Origin of the sequence: Paracoccus lutimaris (genome assembly GCF_003337565.1) — a bacterium.
Taxonomy (GTDB): domain Bacteria; phylum Pseudomonadota; class Alphaproteobacteria; order Rhodobacterales; family Rhodobacteraceae; genus Paracoccus; species Paracoccus lutimaris.
Genome location: NZ_QPJL01000019.1, coordinates 1 through 15457, shown reverse-complemented (window position 1 = coordinate 15457; position 15457 = coordinate 1). Strand labels below are relative to the sequence as shown.

Sequence of the window (15457 nt, the reverse complement as noted above, 5' to 3'; positions counted from 1 at the left end):
TTACTCTGCGGCCTCAAGATGGCCGTCCTTGTGGCGTTGCACGGGGCCGGCATCGACGACTTCACGACGCGGGAACAGAACCGCGTAGATGAAGAGCAGCGCACCGATGACCACCGCCAGACCGGCGCCAAAGCGCATCCAGTAGAACAGCGTCAGCCCGTCCTGCACATCCATGAAGAAGTCGCCCTCGACCCGTTGCAGATGGGTCTGGACGGCACCCGCAAAGGTCAGCGTGACCGTCATGAACACCATCCCCGAGGACATCAGCCAGAAGGCGGCCATGTTCAGGATCTGGTTGTAGGGGTCGCGGTTCTTCATGATCGGCATCACGAAGGTGACCATGGCCAGCACCAGGCAGACATAGGCGCCATAGAAGGACAGGTGCCCATGCGCGGCGGTGATCTGGGTGCCGTGGGTATAGTAGTTCACCCCGTGCAGCGTATGCAGGAAGCCCCAGACGCCGGCGCCAAAGAAGGCCAGAACCGTGCAACCCAAGGACCAGACCAGCGCGGCCTTGTTCGGATGGTCGCGGCGGCCTTTCCAGACCATGACGAAGGCGAATGACATCATCGCAAAGAAGGGCACGATCTCGAAGCTTGAGAAGATCGAACCGATCCACTGCCAGTAAGCCGGCAGGCCGATCCAGTAGTAATGGTGCCCGGTGCCAAGGATGCCCGAGAACAGCGCCGTGGCGACGATGACGTAAAGCCATTTCTCGACCACTTCGCGGTCCACGCCGGTCAGTTTCAGCATCAGGAACGCCAGGATCGAGGCCATGATCAGTTCCCAGACGCCCTCCACCCACAGATGGACGACCCACCACCAGTACTGTTTGTCCAGAACCAGGTTCGCCGGGTTGTAAAAGGCGAAGAGCCACAGCACCACCAGACCCCAAAGGCCCATCAACAGCACGTTGGTGACGGCGGTCTTGCGGCCCTTCAGCACGGTCATGCTGATATTGTACATGAAGATCACGGCGGCGACGGCGATGCCCAGCTTGACCCATTTGGGCTGTTCAAGGAACTCGCGCCCCTCTTTGCCCAGCAGCCAGTTGCCGTGGAAGAGGTCGAACAGATAGGTCACGACCACGCCGGCGGTGCCCAGGACCAGAATGCCCAGTTGCAGATAGGCCAGCATGGGCGAGTGGATTTCCCGCTCGGCCTCTTCGGGAAGGATGTAATAGGTCGCGCCGAAGAAGCCCAGAAGCAGCCAGACGATCAGGCTGTTGGTGTGCAGCATCCGCGCGATGTTGAAGGGCAGCAGCTCGGACATGAAGTTCGGGCTGACATAGATCCAGCCCAGAACAAGGCCCAGCGTCACCTGGACGGCAAACAGCGCCATGGCCACGATGAAGTAGGCATAGGCGATGCGTTGTGTTTGATATTTCATCGGTTTTCCCCCCTCAGCCGGCGTCGTTCGGCGGCCAGTTCTGGGTATTGATCGTGCCGGTGAACAGCAGGAAGTCGCTGAGCGCCCGGAACTCCTCGTCCGTCAGGTCGAAGAGGGGCATCTGGCGGCGGCCCTCGATGCCGGTCGGCATGGATTGCATCCAGCCCTTCAGCGCCTCGAAGGCGGCATCGGGATCGTCCTGCACGGCCCAGCGTTTCATGACGTTCCCAAGCTCGGGCGCAAAGTAGGCGCCCTCGCCAAGAATGGTATGGCAGTCGATGCAGCCGTTGCGTTCCCAGATATGCTTTCCCTCGGCGACCGAGGCGGTCAGCTTGCTCTCATCCACGGCCTTGGTGCGGGCGTAGATGTGGCTGTGGATGGTCAACAGCACAAAGATCAGCATGAAGAAGATCGACCCGCCATAAAAGACGTTCCGGGCCATGCTTTTAGTCATGATATCGCTCATGACGCGGTCACCTCTTTGGTTAATGCGGGTGCGACCTCACTGCGCGCATGAGGCGAGTCGGTCATTGATCGAAGTCAAGCAGCGGCGGGGTCAGCCGTTTCGTGGGGTGTTTTCGGCCGGAATGGCCAGCTCGATCCGGCAATCCGGCAGTTCTGCCAAGGCCTTGCGCGCGGCATGGGCGGGCATCAGGCAAAGCGCCGTCGAAAGCCCGTCGGCCAGCGCCGCATCCGGCGCGCTGACCGAGATCGTGTCCCACAAGGGGGGGCGGCCATCCGCCGCCAGAATATGCGCCCCGCCCCTTGGGCCAATGCGCGTGCCCATGGGCGACGAGGTCGCCAGCGCCCGTTCGCGCAGCGCGATATGGCGATGGATGCGGCCCCGGGCATCGGCCAGTCCGGCGCGCCAGTCGCGCGGGCCCATGGCGCGGGTCTCGCCCGCGTCGATCAGGATATCGGTCAGCCCGTGGCGGCTGGCGGCTCCGGCCAGCCGGTCGGCGGCCAGCCCCTGCGCGATGCCGTTGAAGGTCAGCGCCATGCCGGGCCGCGTCAGGCGAATCTCCTGCTGCGACCATTCGACGCCCCGCCAGCCGGTCAGGGCGCGGGCGGCACCCTCGTCCCCGCCCTGGGCGCGGGTCAGCCACAAGGGCTGGATCGTCGGGTCAAAGGCGCCGCCGGTCGCGCCGTGCAGCCGCTCGGACAGGGACATCAGGGCCAGCATGTCCTGATCGGGAAAGCGCAGCCAGCCCTGCTGGTTCAGCCGCGCCAGATCGGATGCACGATGCAGTGAAAACTGGTCCTCGACATGGGCCAGAAGCCGCTGGGCCTCGGCGAAAAAGCCGCGGGCCTGTGCGGGGCTGGCGCCATTCAGGCGCAGGGTCACATCGGCGCCCATGGCCTGCCCGCGCCATTCCTGCGGCGCGGACCATGCGGATTGCGGCAGCGCGGCGGCGCAGGCGCAAAGGGTTAGAAAGCGGCGGCGCCCGATCATGCCGCCGCCTCGTTGCCATTGGCGCGGGGGCCGAAAAAGATCGGCCACAGCGCCGTCAGGTAAAGCGTAAAGGCCAGACACCAGACCAGACCCGAGCCGATCACTCCCGGCAGGTAGAAACTGCCCGGAAAGGTCGAGCCGGCCCAACGCAGCGCGACGGCCAGCGGGATCAGCGCATAGGCCAGCGCGACGGGGCCGGGGGCGACCAGCGCGCGGCCGCTATGGCCCAGCGAGGCGCGGCTCATCACCGCCAGCGTCATGCCGCCCACGGCGCCGATGCCCAGGACATGCAGCGCCGCCATCTCGTCGCCCAGACCAAGCTGTGCCAGCCCCCACAGGACGAAGCCAAGGGCCAGAAACCCATAGCCCAGATGCAGCACCCAGACGATGGGCTGGTGGGGCAGGGCAAGCCCGCGCCAGCCCGCCAGCCGCGCCGCCGCGACCAGACCGGCCAGCACCGCCAGCCCGCCGTCGACCGCATCGGGCAGGCCAAGGATGACCACAAAGGCGGTCAGGATCGCCAGCGCGATCCCGGCCATGTCCAGACGCGGATGCTCGACCGGCAGGCGCTCGGCACGCCCTTCGCGCAGCATGGCATTGCGGGTAAAGGCCGGCGTCACCCGCCCGCCAAGCGCCGCGATCATGGCGCAGGTGGTCAGAAGCCCGCCGCGCAACCCCTGCCAGCCGGTCCCGGTCAGCCCCATCCAGTCCAGATGCACCAGCAGGTTGCTAATCCATACCAGCGTGATCAGCAGCAGGAACATCATGTTCTGGGGCTTGGGGCGCGCCATGAGCTGGGTCAGGACCTTGGCCGCCAGCACCGGCAGAAAGGCCAGATCGATCGCCGCCACCACGGCCGAGGGCAGCACCCCGGCCAGACAGACCGCCAGCCGCCCAGCCAGCCACAGGCCCGCAACCAGCATGACGAACCGCTCGGGCGCGGCCTTGGCGCCGGTCCAGTTCGGCACGGCGGTCAGGAAAAAGCCGCCCATCGCCGCCGTGGCATAGCCAAAGATCATCTCATGCGCGTGCCAGCTTTGCGGCGCCACGCCCAGATGCCCGCCATCCACCAGCCCGATCAGCCACATGAGCCAGATCGCGACCGAGATCACCGCCCAAAGCCCGGCGGCCAGAAAGAACACCCGCCAGCCGGCGGTGAACAGGTAATCGGGTTTCATGTCGCCTCCTTCGGCGCGTCGGATGTGCGCGCGCGGCGTTTCAGGACCGGGCAGGTCTGCGCATCGTTCATCACCACCTGACAGCGCAGGCACAGCACGCATTCATTGGCATTGATCCGGCCCAGCGGATCGATGGCGCCGACGGTGCATTTCGTCTCGCAGAGCCGGCATTCGCGACCGCATTGCGGACGCCGCCGCAGCCAGTCAAAGACCTTGAGCTTGGCGGGAATCGCCAGCCCCGCGCCAAGGGGGCACAGGTAGCGGCAATAGAACCGCTCGATGAACAGCCCCCCCGCCAAGACCACGAGCGCGAACAGCACGAACGGCCATGCCCGCAGGAACCGCATCGAGATCACGGTCTTGAAGGGCTCGGCCTCGGCCAGCAGCAGCGATTTCTCCATGCTGTAGAAGCTCAGCGCGACGATGGCGACGAAGAGGGTGTATTTGATCACCCAAAGCCGTTCATGCAGGCCCTGCGGCACGGCGATCTGGCGCACGCCCAGCCGGCGGGCGGCGACGTTCAGAAGCTCTTGCAAGGCGCCAAAGGGGCACAGCCAGCCGCAATAGACCCCGCGTCCCCAGAACAGCATCCCCAGGGCCACGGTGGACCAGATCAGAAAGATGATCGGCGCGATCAGAAAGGTCTCCCACTGGAAACCCGACAAGAGCGAGTTCAGGAAGGCCACGACCTGCACGACCGACAATTGGCCGTTCAGCCCCCAGCCCAGCACGAACAGCGTGGTGGCCAGAAAGCCCAGCCGCACCCGCAGCCACAGTTTCGGGCGGCTGACCAGCGCCTCTTGCCCGAAGAGGATCAGCGCCAGCACGAACAGCATGGCACCGACGATTGCGATGCCGAATTTCTTTTGCAGCCAGAATTCCTGCCAAAGCGGCATGGCGGCGGGCGCCTCGGCCAGCGCGAAGGCGGCGGGCAGGGTGATGGTGGTGGTGATGGGCAGCGCGGCCTCTCCCCCGGCGGTCAGGGGGCGGGTTGCGGTGACGATCAGATCAAAGGGCCGGCGCGGGTCGATGCCGCCCGCCTCGGGGTCGGCATTCAGGCGAAACAGGCTGATTTCCTTGAAGCTGGGCGCATCAGGCAAGGCCAGTTTCTCGACCATGATGAAATCATCGGCCTTTGGGGTGATGCGGATATCGCCCTGTTGAAAGGCGATGCGCTCGAACGTGCCGCTGCGCCGCCATTCGGTACCGCGCGGGCTGTAAAGCCCCCGCGACATGACCGCGACCAGCGCCTGGCCGGGTTGCAGCGACCCGGTGGCGGCGGTGAAATCCAGCTCTCCCAGCAGGTTGCGGCCGGCGGTAGGGGTGTCGATCAGCCCGGCATAAAGGTCCAGAAACGGTGCGTCCGAGGGATCAACGGGCACCTTGGCCCCGGCAAAGGCGCGGGCGGCCTCGGCCATGGTGGTCAGGCTATGGGCCAGCGCGCCCTGGCTCAGCAGCTCGGCCCAGCCTGTGGGGCGAAAGCTGACGCGGTCGATGCCGCCGCCGCCCAGCCCCTGCGCCTGCGCCAGCACCCGGCCGGTGCGCATGATCCCGTCGCGGATCACCCCGGTCGAGACGGTGGCCCGCGAGATCACATCGGGCAGCGCCGGGTCCGGCCCCAGCGCGGCATGGTCGCGCATCAGGTCGACGCCGCGAAACCCGTCCACATAGGCGATGATGTCGGCGTCCGAGATGCCAAGGCTCAGGACCGGCTCGGTCTGGCGGATCAGCTTGGCCCCGGCGATGGTGCCCTGCGGCGTCACCGCCACCAGCACGTCCAGCGGCTTGCCCGAATAGCCGCTGGTCTGGGCGATTTCCCAGGTCGAGCCGACCATGCCCAGCACCTGCCCGCCAGCGGTCACCCGCCAGCCGGGCACGGGGCTATCCCGGCGCTCGATTCCGACCTCGGTGGTCTGGCCAAAAAGTGCCGCCGCGACATCCGGCCGCAGGTCGGGTTCCTGGGCCCGGATCCCGGTCGCCGCCAACAGCAGGAAAACCCACGCAAAAAGCGCGGTTTTCACGGGAAATACGGGGAATCTGCCGCTGGTCATCGCTGATCGTCCACCTGTTCTGGTTCCGGTTGTTTCGCAGATTCAACCGCAAGACCTTAACCAAGATCAAAGCGTCGGGCCTGATTCTTGCGCAAGGAACGTGGCGAACGCGCTCCAGCAGATAGGAAAGCCAGATGAGACACAGGCTCCCATTCGCAAGACCGAGCTTGCTCGCGACCGCCGCCCTGGCCCTGGTATTGGGACCCTTGGCGGCAGTGGCGCAAGATCAGGCTCCGGCGAAGGACCCCAAGGCCGCGCTTGAGGATCACCAAAGCAAGTCGGACAACAAATACGAACCCTCGCTTGACAATCTTGCCAAGGACGAGGGCGAGGTTGCGGCCCCCGGCGCGCCCGAAGGTATCCCGGCGCTGACCGACGCCCAGTATACCGAAGCCAACAAGATCTATTTCGAACGCTGCGCCGGCTGCCACGGCGTTCTGCGCAACGGCGCCACCGGCAAGGCGCTGACCCCCGACCTGACCCGTGAGCTGGGCTTTGAATACCTGCAAAGCTTCATCACCTATGGGTCGCCCGCCGGGATGCCGAACTGGGGCACCTCGGGCGAGCTGACGCAGGAACAGGTCGACCTGATGGCCAATTATCTGCTGCTGGACCCGGCCGCGCCGCCGGAATTCGGCATGAAGGAAATGCGCGACACCTGGAAGGTGCTCGTCGCGCCCGAAGATCGTCCGACCAAGCAGGAAAACGACTGGGATCTGGACAACCTGTTCAGCGTCACCCTGCGCGATGCCGGCCAGATCGCCCTGATCGACGGCGGCAGCTATGAGATCAAGTCGGTCATCGACACCGGCTATGCGGTCCATATCAGCCGGATGTCGGCCTCGGGTCGGTATCTGTTCGTGATTGGCCGCGACGCCAAGATCAACATGATCGACCTGTGGATGAAGGAACCGGCGACCGTCGCCGAAATCAAGATCGGCGCCGAGGCACGCTCGATCGAGACCTCGAAGATGGAAGGCTGGGAGGACAAATACGCCATTGCCGGCGCGTATTGGCCGCCGCAATACGTCATCATGGACGGTGAGACGCTGGAGCCCAAGAAGATCCAGTCCACCCGTGGCATGATCTATGACGAGCAGGAATACCACCCCGAGCCGCGCGTTGCCGCGATCCTGGCCAGCCATTACCGGCCGGAATTCATCGTCAACGTCAAGGAAACCGGCAAGATCCTGATGGTCGACTATACCGACCTCAAGAACCTGAAAACCACCGAGATCGAGGCCGAGCGCTTCCTTCACGATGGCGGTCTGGACAGCACCAAGCGCTACTTCATCACCGCGGCGAACGCGCGCAACAAGCTGGTCGTGATCGACACCAAGGAAGGCAAGCTGGTCGCCATCTCGGATACCGGCGGTCAGACCCCGCATCCGGGTCGTGGCGCGAACTTCACCCATCCGACCTTCGGGCCGGTCTGGGCGACCTCGCATCTTGGCGATGACTCGGTGGCGCTGATCGGCACCGATCCCGAAGGGCATCCCGACCAGGCCTGGAAGATCATCGACAGCTTCCCGGCGCTTGGCGGCGGTTCGCTGTTCGTCAAGACGCATCCCAAGTCGAAGCATCTCTATGTCGATGCCACCCTGAACCCCGAGATCGAGATTTCGGGTTCGGTCGCGGTCTTCGACACCACCACGATGAAGGGCGATGGCTCGGACCCCGAGTTCAAGACCCTGCCGCTGGCCGAACTGGCCGGGATCACCGAGGGTCAGCCCCGCGTGGTTCAGGGTGAGTTCAACAAGGACGGCACCGAAGTGTGGTTCAGCGTCTGGAACGGCAAGGACCAGACCTCGGCGATCGTGGTGGTCGACGACGCCACGCTTGAGGTCAAGCACGTCATCAAGGACGAACGTCTGGTCACCCCGACCGGCAAGTTCAACGTCTACAACACCAAGGGCGATATCTACTGATCGCGACTGGAACAACCAAGGCAGGGGCGTCCGCGCCCCTGCCCAGGCAGATAGATCCATCGGGGGTTGGAGATGACGGGGCAAGTTTACCTGATCGGCGCCGGACCGGGCGACCCCGAGCTGTTGACGCTGCGCGCGCTGCGCCTGCTGCAATCGGCCGATGTCGTGGTCCATGACCGGCTGGTCTCGGACGAGATCATGGCCCTTGTTCCCGCCCATATCCGGCGCATCGCCGTGGGCAAGGCCGCGGGTTTCCATCCGGTCCCGCAGGACCGCATCAATGAAATTCTGGTCGATCTGGGCCGCGCCGGCCTGACCGTCGCCCGTCTCAAGGGGGGCGACCCGACCATTTTCGGCCGCGGCGGCGAGGAATATGACGCCCTGATCGCTGCCGGTATTGCCTGTGACTATGTGCCCGGCATCACCGCCGCGCAGGGGGCCGCCGCATCGTTGCGGTTGCCGCTGACCCATCGCGGTATGGCCACGGGCCTGCGCTATGTGACCGGCCACCGGGCGCGGGACGCCGAGCTTGACCTGGACTGGGCCTCGCTGGCGGATCCCGACACGACGCTGGCGGTCTATATGGGGGCCGCGAACATGGTGCAGATCTCGGCCGAGCTGATCGCCCATGGCATGCCCGCCGACCTGCCGGTGATGGCGGTTTCGCAGGCCACCACCCCGCGCGAGCGCCGCCTGCAATCCGACCTTTCGGGCATTGCCGAGGCGTTGCGCGACAATCCGATGCCCGCGCCGGTCCTGTTCCTGATCGGCCGTGTCGCCGCACTGGCCGAGGAGGAGGTGCTGCGCCTGCCCACGGCAGAGCCTGCGCCGCTGCACAAGCTGTTCTCGCATGGCTAGGCTGGTGGCCGCCTTGCTGCTGGTGGCGCTTGCGCTGCCGGCCAGCGCCGGCACGGTCACGCCCGACCGGGCCGATGAACTGCGGTATATCGTCAGGCAGGATTGCGGCTCGTGCCACGGGCTGCGGATGACCGGCGGGCTTGGCCGCGCCATCACCCCCGCCGCGCTGGCCGGCCGCGACCCCGACGACCTCAGCACCATCATCCTTGACGGCATGCCCGGCACCGCCATGCCCGGCTGGCGCCCGCTCTTGTCCGAGGACGAGGCGCGCTGGATCGCCGATTACCTTCTGACACAGGAGCCGTGATGCTCAAGCCCCTCGCCCTTGCCCTGCTGACCCTGACCGCGCCCATGCTGACCGCGCCTGCCGCACTGGCCGACGATCTGCGCGGCACCGGCGATCTTGGCCTGATCGTGGAACGCGAGGCCGGCTCGCTTCTGGTCGTGGACCGCAGCGAGCGCGCCGCCATCGGCCGGATCGAGGGCCTGGGCGATCTGTCCCATGCGAGCCTCGTCTATTCGCCCGATGAACGTTTCGCTTATGTCTTTGGTCGCGACGGCGGGCTGACCAAGGTCGATATCCTGACCCGGACCATCGTCAAGCGCGTGGTTCAGGGCGGCAATTCCATCGGTGGCGCGATTTCCGACGACGGCAAGCTGGTCGCGGTGTCGAATTATGAGCCCGGCGGGGTCAAGGTCTTTGACGCCGAAACGCTGGATCTGGTCGCCGATGTGCCCATGGGCTCAAAGACCGTGGGCATTGCCGATGTGCCGGGCAGCCGCTTTGTCGTCGCCACCTGGGACACGGGCGAGGTCTGGGTGCTGGACCATGCCGCCGACCCGGCAAAGCCTGTGATCACAAAGCTGACCGGCATCGGCGCCAATCCCTATGACGCGCTGCTGACCGGGGACGGGCGCACCTATATCGTGGGGCTTTTCGGCGAAAAGGGGCTGACGGCGGTGGACCTGTGGCAGGACCCGCCCAAGGCCACCCGCTTCCTGCCCGATTACGGCAAGGATCAGCCCGACCTGCCGGTCTATAAAATGCCGCATCTGCAGGGCTGGACGCTGGCGGATGGCGTCTTCGCGCTGCCCGCCGTGGGCCTGCATCAGCTACTCTGGGTCGATGCCGCGAACCTGTCCGAGATTGCCCGCACCGATCTGGCCGGCCAGCCGGTCTTTGCCGTCGCCCGCCCCGACAAGCGCGAGATCTGGGTGAATTTCGCCCCGCCTGGCAATGACAAGGTGCAGATCATCGACGTGATGACCCATCAGGTCACTGACACCATCACCCCCGGCAAGGGCGTGTTGCACATGGAATTCGCCCCCCGCGGCCGCGAGGTCTGGCTGTCCGTCCGCGACGAGAACCGCGTCGAAATCCGCGACGCCCGCAGCCACGAGGTTCTGGCCGAGATCCCGGCCAGGGCGCCCTCGGGGATCTTTTTCACCGACCGCGCGCATCAGACGGGGCTGTGATCATGCTGGATGACGATCTGGACCTGCGCCTTTTGAACGACTTCCAGCGCGACCTGCCGCTGGTGCCGCAGCCCTTTGCCACTATCGCCGCCCGCCTTGGCACGCATGAGGCCGAGGTGATCGCCCGCCTGCGCCGGTTGCAGGATGGTGGCCGCATCGCCCGCGTCGGCGCGACCTGCCGGCCGAATACGGCGGGGGCCTCGACCCTGGCCGCGTTGCAGGTGCCGCCCGCCCGCATCGACGAGGTGGCGGCGCTGGTCGGCGATGAGCCGGGCGTCAACCATTCCTATCTGCGCGAGGGCGACTGGAACCTGTGGTTCGTCGCCACCGCCCCCGATGCGCGCAAACTGGCCGCAAGCCTTGCCCGGATCGAGGCCGCGACCGGCCTGACCGTGCTGTCGCTGCCCTTGGTGCGGGCCTTCAACATCGACCTTGGCTTTCCGCTGGACGGCCCGCGCCGCAGCATGGCGCTGGACCGGCCCGCCGATCTGTCGGTCCTGCGTCCGGGCGACGCGGCGCTGATGCAGGCCCTTTCCACCGGCCTGTCGCTGGAGCCGCGCCCCTTTGCCGCGCTGGCCCGCAGCCTGCACATGCCCGAGGCCGCGATCATCGAGCGGATCGACATGCTGGCGCGGGCGCGCCTGCTGACCCGCGTGGGCGTCATCGTCAGGCACCGCGCGCTTGGCTGGCGCGAAAACGCCATGGTGGTCTGGCAATTGCCCGATGCGGCGATCCCCGCCGCCGGTGCGGCACTGTCCGCGATCCCGGGCGTCACCTTGTGCTATCAGCGCCGCACCGTGCCGGGGGTCTGGGACTGGCCGCTGTTTTGCATGATCCACGCCCGGTCCCGCCCCGAGGCGATGGCGGTGCTGGATCAGGCCCGCGCCCTGCCGGAACTGGCGGGGGCGGCGCATCGCATCCTGTTCTCGACCCGCTGCTTTCGCCAGCGCGGCGCCACCATCGTCGAGGCCGCAGCATGACCCGCCCGACCCGCCAGACCCTGCCCGAAGGCGCGCTGGATGCGACCGACCGCGCCATCCTGAACACCCTGCAAGAGGGCTTTCCCCTGACCCCGCGCCCCTTTGACGATGCGGGCGCGCCCCTTGGCCTGAACGGCGCACAACTGATCGAACGGCTTTCCCGCCTGCGCGAGATCGGCGCCATCACCCGCTTTGGCCCGTTTTTCGACGCCGCCGCCATGGGGGGCGATTTCTGCCTTTGCGCGCTGACCGCGCCCGAGGCGGATTTCGACCGCATCGCGGCTTTGGTGAACGCCCATCCCGAGGTCGCCCATAACTATGCCCGCGACCACGAGCTGAACATGTGGTTCGTCCTGGCCACCCCCACGCCCGAGGGGATCGCCGAAACCGCCGCCCGGATCGAGGCCGAGACCGGGTTGACCGTCTGGCAGTTCCCCAAGCTTCAGGAATTCTTCATCGGCTTTCGGGTGCAGGCATGAATGATCTGGACCCCATCGACCGCCGCCTGATCGCCGCGACGCAGGCCGGCCTGCCGCTGGTCGAGGCGCCCTATGCGCAGATCGCGGGCCAGCTTGGCCTTACCGAGGCCGAGGTGATCTATCGCCTGACCGCGCTTCTGGATCTGGGCATCATCCGCCGCATCGCGGTCGCGCCCAACCATTACGCGCTGGGAATGACCGCCAATGGCATGAGCGTCTGGGATGTCGAGGATGCCGAGGCCGAGACGCTGGGCGCGCAGGTCGGGGCGCTGGATTTCGTCAGCCATTGCTATCTGCGCCCGCGCGCGCCGGTCTGGCGCTATAACCTGTTTGCGATGCTGCATGGCAGCTCGCGCGGCGAGGTCGAGGAAAAGCGCGCCATCCTGCGCGATCTGCTGGGCCCGGCCTGCCGCGCCGATGATATCCTGTATTCCACCCGGATTCTGAAAAAGACCGGCCTGCGCTTGCGCGACGGCTGAAAGGGGACACCATGTTTCGCCTGACCCAATACATGCACCAGATCCTTGATCCGACGCCGCCGCGCCGCCGCTCGGGGCCGGTCAAGCCAGTGGTGATCTGGAACCTGACCCGCAGCTGCAACCTGAAATGCCGCCATTGCTATACCGTCTCGGCCGACCGGCCGTTCCCGGGCGAGCTGACCCACGATCAGGCAATGTCGGTGCTGCGCGACCTGTCGGATTTCCGCATCCCCGCCCTGATCCTGTCGGGGGGCGAGCCGATGTCGCGCTTCGATTTCTGGGAACTGGCCGAGGAAGCCCGCAAGCTGAACTTCCGCCACCTGTCGCTGTCCACGAACGGCACCAGGATCAACGCCGAAAATATCGACCGGCTGGCCGATCTGGGTTTCGACTATGTTGGCATCTCGCTCGATGGGATCGGCGCGGTCAATGACTGGTTCCGGGGCGTCGAGGGCGCATTCGATCAGGCGCTGGCGGGGGTCAGGGCCTGTAAGGCGCGCGGCGTCAAGGTGGGCCTGCGCTTTACCATCACCGATGGCAACGCCCATCACCTGCCCGCGATGCTGGACCTGTGCCGGGACGAGGGCGTCGACAAGTTCTATCTGTCGCATCTGGTCTATGCCGGCCGGGGCGACAAGCACCGGGGCGAGGATACCGCCCATGACCATACCCGCCGCGCCATGGACCTGCTGATGGACCGCGCCTGGAGCGCGGTCGAGGCCGGCGAGGGCTTTGAGGTCGTCACCGGCAACAATGACAGCGACGCGGTCTATTTCCTGCGTTGGGCCGAGGCGCGCTTTGCGCCGCAGGTCGTGGCGCATCTGCGCGCCCATCTTGAGGCATGGGGCGGTAATTCCTCGGGTCTTGGCGTCGGCAATATCGACCCGCAGGGCAAGGTCCATCCCGATACCTATTGGTCGGATTACACCGTGGGCTCGGTCAAGGAGCGGCCGTTTTCGGAAATCTGGACCGGGGACGACCCGATCCTGGCCACCCTGCGCACCCGCCCGCGCCCGCTGAAAGGGCGCTGCGGCGCCTGCGCCTATCAGGCGGTCTGCGGCGGCAATACCCGCATCCGCGCCCTGCAACTGACCGGCGACCCCTGGGCCGAGGATCCGGCCTGCTATCTCACCGCGCGCGAGATCGGCGTTGTCGATGCCGATCTTGACCGTCTTGCCGTCACGCCATTCCGGGGAAAAAGCCATGATCCGGCGCATCGCTTCCTTTAGTCTTGTCGCGCTGCTGCCGCTGCTGGCCCATGCCGATCCGGCCGCCGACTATGCCAGCCATTGCGCCGCCTGCCACGGCGAGGACCGCCTTGGCGGCACCGGCCCGGCCCTGATCCCGGAAACGCTGGGGCGGCTCAAGGGTATCGACCAGATCATCGCCAAGGGCCGCGTCGCGACCCAGATGGCCGGGTTCGAGGCCGAACTGCCCCCAGAACAGATCGCCGCGCTGGTCGATTACCTCAAGTCGCCGCTGGATCATGTGCCGGACTGGACCCCGGCGCAGATGGCGGAAAGCCGGCAGATGAACCCCGATTACCAGCCCGCCATGGCGCCGGTCTTCAAGGCCGACCCGATGAACATCACGCTGGTGGTGGAAACCGGCGATCACCATGTCAGCGTGCTGGACGGCGACACGTTCGAGGTGCTGGACCGCTTTGCCACGCCCTTTGCCGTGCATGGCGGGCCGAAATTCAGCCCCGACGGGCGCTATGTCTTCATCATGTCGCGCGATGGCTGGGTGCAGAAATACGATATCTGGTCGCTGGCCGAGGTGGGGCGCATCCGCGCCGGCCTGAACAGCCGCAACATCGCCATGAGCCATGACGGCAAATGGCTGGCAGTGGCGAATTACCTGCCCCACAGCCTGACGATCCTGTCCACCGACAACCTCGGCCTTGCGAAAATCGTGCCGGTCATCGCGCGCGACGGCAGCGAAAGCCGCGTCTCGGCGGTCTATCAGGCGCCCGAACGCAAATCCTTCGTGCTGGCGCTCAAGGACGCGCCGGAGATCTGGGAAATCGCCACTGATCCCGATGCCGGCCCCTTCCATGACGGCTTCGTCCACAGCCACGAAAAAGGCATGAAAGAGGCTCTGGGCGCGGAAAAGGGTCTTTTCGCCCGCCGCCGCATCCAGACCGAGGAACCGCTGGACGATTTCTTCTTCACCCCTGATTACCGAAACCTGATCGGCACCAATCGCGAAGGCGACAAGGGTGTCGTCGTCAATCTGGATGTCGGCCGCGAGATCGCCGAACTGCCGTTGCCCGGCATGCCGCATCTGGGCTCGGGCATCACCTGGGAACGGGGCGGGCGCCGGGTCATGGCGACCCCGCATCTGAACGAAGGGGTGCTCTCGGTCATCGACATGCAGGACTGGACGCTGGTCGAACAGATCAAGACCGACGGGCCGGGCTTTTTCCTGCGCAGCCATCATAACAGCCCCTATCTCTGGGCGGATGTGTTCTTTGGCCCGAACAGGGACCGCATGCATGTGATCGACAAGGAAACGCTCAAGATCGTCAAGACGCTGGCACCCTTCCCGGACAAGACCTTCGCGCATGTCGAATTCACCCGCGACGGCAGCCATGTGCTGGTCTCATTGTGGGAGGACGACGGCGCGGTGGTGATCTATGATGCGAAAACGCTGGAAGAGGTCAAGCGCCTGCCGATGCGCAAACCCTCGGGGAAATACAATGTCTGGAACAAGATCACATTCGAGGACGGAACCAGCCACTGAGGACAGGCTCACCGGGGAACCGGGCCGCTGGCCGGTCTGGAAACTGGCGATCCTGCTTTACCCCTTCGCGGCGACGGCGGTCTGGATCAACCTGTTCATGCTGTTTTTGCTGCTGAGCTGGCTGGGCATCGATGTGCTTTCCCCCTGGCTCGCCGCCCTTCTGGCGCTGCCTTTGGGCATTCCGGCAACATGGGCGGCGGGCATCTGGATCCGCCGCCTGATGGATCAGGCCGCCCCCCGCTCCCCGATCAGCTGAAGCCTCGTTGGTTTCTTTGTCCATTCTTATAACCGCTCCTGCACAGCATTGGATGGCAATATGAGCTAAAATTTCTCTTGTCAGACACGCTAGGTGGTGTTGACAAAAGGGATTCACAGGGTGGCCTGATCGTGATTCAAGCTGGTACCTGCAATGGAGACCAGATTGGCACGAGACCTGATGTC

General features: G+C 65.7%; 15 protein-coding genes. 10 read left to right on the top strand and 5 right to left on the bottom strand.

Translation table 11 applies throughout. The features are described 5' to 3' along the window. The 5 genes from DFP89_RS14855 to DFP89_RS14835 all read right to left on the bottom strand — a co-directional run bounded on the left by DFP89_RS14855 (nucleotide 1) and on the right by DFP89_RS14835 (nucleotide 6071). Nucleotides 1-1389, bottom strand: a complete 1389-nt coding sequence (locus tag DFP89_RS14855; protein ID WP_114350176.1) for a cbb3-type cytochrome c oxidase subunit I — start codon at nucleotides 1387-1389, stop codon at nucleotides 1-3. 13 nt (nucleotides 1390-1402) lie between these two features. Beyond that, a complete protein-coding gene (locus tag DFP89_RS14850; protein WP_114350175.1) occupies nucleotides 1403-1855 on the bottom strand; it encodes a c-type cytochrome in 453 nt (150 codons plus the stop codon). Nucleotides 1856-1945: 90 nt separating this feature from the next. After that, nucleotides 1946-2842 carry an FAD:protein FMN transferase gene (locus DFP89_RS14845; RefSeq protein WP_245948782.1) on the bottom strand — a complete coding sequence of 299 codons (897 nt, stop codon included), beginning with the start codon at nucleotides 2840-2842 and terminating at the stop codon, nucleotides 1946-1948. Next, the gene (locus DFP89_RS14840) at nucleotides 2839-4020 is read right to left on the bottom strand and encodes an NnrS family protein (protein ID WP_114350174.1); all 1182 of its coding nucleotides are present in this window, start codon (nucleotides 4018-4020) and stop codon (nucleotides 2839-2841) included. The genes DFP89_RS14845 and DFP89_RS14840 overlap by 4 nt, the downstream gene beginning before the upstream one ends. After that, entirely contained in the window at nucleotides 4017-6071 is a 2055-nt protein-coding gene (locus DFP89_RS14835; RefSeq protein ID WP_114350173.1) for a NosR/NirI family protein, read from the bottom strand. The genes DFP89_RS14840 and DFP89_RS14835 overlap by 4 nt, the downstream gene beginning before the upstream one ends. Nucleotides 6072-6205: 134 nt before the next feature. On the opposite strand from DFP89_RS14835, the gene DFP89_RS14830 reads away from it, so the two are divergent. The 10 genes from DFP89_RS14830 to DFP89_RS14785 all read left to right on the top strand — a co-directional run bounded on the left by DFP89_RS14830 (nucleotide 6206) and on the right by DFP89_RS14785 (nucleotide 15272). After that, the gene (locus tag DFP89_RS14830) at nucleotides 6206-7999 is read left to right on the top strand and encodes a nitrite reductase (protein ID WP_114350172.1); all 1794 of its coding nucleotides are present in this window, start codon (nucleotides 6206-6208) and stop codon (nucleotides 7997-7999) included. A 72-nt stretch (nucleotides 8000-8071) separates the two neighbouring features. Next, a complete protein-coding gene (cobA, locus tag DFP89_RS14825) occupies nucleotides 8072-8857 on the top strand; it encodes a uroporphyrinogen-III C-methyltransferase (RefSeq protein WP_114350171.1) in 786 nt (261 codons plus the stop codon). Further along, a complete protein-coding gene (locus tag DFP89_RS14820) occupies nucleotides 8850-9164 on the top strand; it encodes a c-type cytochrome (protein WP_114350170.1) in 315 nt (104 codons plus the stop codon). The genes cobA and DFP89_RS14820 overlap by 8 nt, the downstream gene beginning before the upstream one ends. Beyond that, a complete protein-coding gene (locus tag DFP89_RS14815) occupies nucleotides 9164-10333 on the top strand; it encodes a cytochrome D1 domain-containing protein (protein ID WP_114350169.1) in 1170 nt (389 codons plus the stop codon). Before DFP89_RS14820 ends, DFP89_RS14815 begins: the two co-directional genes overlap by 1 nt. A gap of 2 nt (nucleotides 10334-10335) precedes the next feature. Further along, nucleotides 10336-11313: a siroheme decarboxylase subunit beta gene (gene ahbB / locus DFP89_RS14810; RefSeq protein WP_114350168.1), complete on the top strand. Its 978-nt coding sequence runs from the start codon at nucleotides 10336-10338 to the stop codon at nucleotides 11311-11313. Continuing rightward, nucleotides 11310-11792 (top strand): Lrp/AsnC family transcriptional regulator, encoded by a 483-nt coding sequence (locus tag DFP89_RS14805; RefSeq protein ID WP_114350167.1) that lies wholly within the window; start codon nucleotides 11310-11312, stop codon nucleotides 11790-11792. Before ahbB (DFP89_RS14810) ends, DFP89_RS14805 begins: the two co-directional genes overlap by 4 nt. Then, nucleotides 11789-12271, top strand: a complete 483-nt coding sequence (gene ahbB / locus DFP89_RS14800; RefSeq protein WP_114350166.1) for a siroheme decarboxylase subunit beta — start codon at nucleotides 11789-11791, stop codon at nucleotides 12269-12271. Before DFP89_RS14805 ends, ahbB (DFP89_RS14800) begins: the two co-directional genes overlap by 4 nt. A gap of 11 nt (nucleotides 12272-12282) precedes the next feature. Beyond that, the gene (gene nirJ, locus DFP89_RS14795) at nucleotides 12283-13500 is read left to right on the top strand and encodes a heme d1 biosynthesis radical SAM protein NirJ (protein ID WP_114350165.1); all 1218 of its coding nucleotides are present in this window, start codon (nucleotides 12283-12285) and stop codon (nucleotides 13498-13500) included. Continuing rightward, nucleotides 13475-15016, top strand: coding sequence for a nitrite reductase (locus DFP89_RS14790; protein WP_114350164.1), 1542 nt, complete (start codon nucleotides 13475-13477; stop codon nucleotides 15014-15016). Before nirJ ends, DFP89_RS14790 begins: the two co-directional genes overlap by 26 nt. Then, nucleotides 14973-15272 (top strand): hypothetical protein, encoded by a 300-nt coding sequence (locus DFP89_RS14785; RefSeq protein WP_114350163.1) that lies wholly within the window; start codon nucleotides 14973-14975, stop codon nucleotides 15270-15272. The genes DFP89_RS14790 and DFP89_RS14785 overlap by 44 nt, the downstream gene beginning before the upstream one ends. Nucleotides 15273-15457 lie beyond the last annotated feature (185 nt).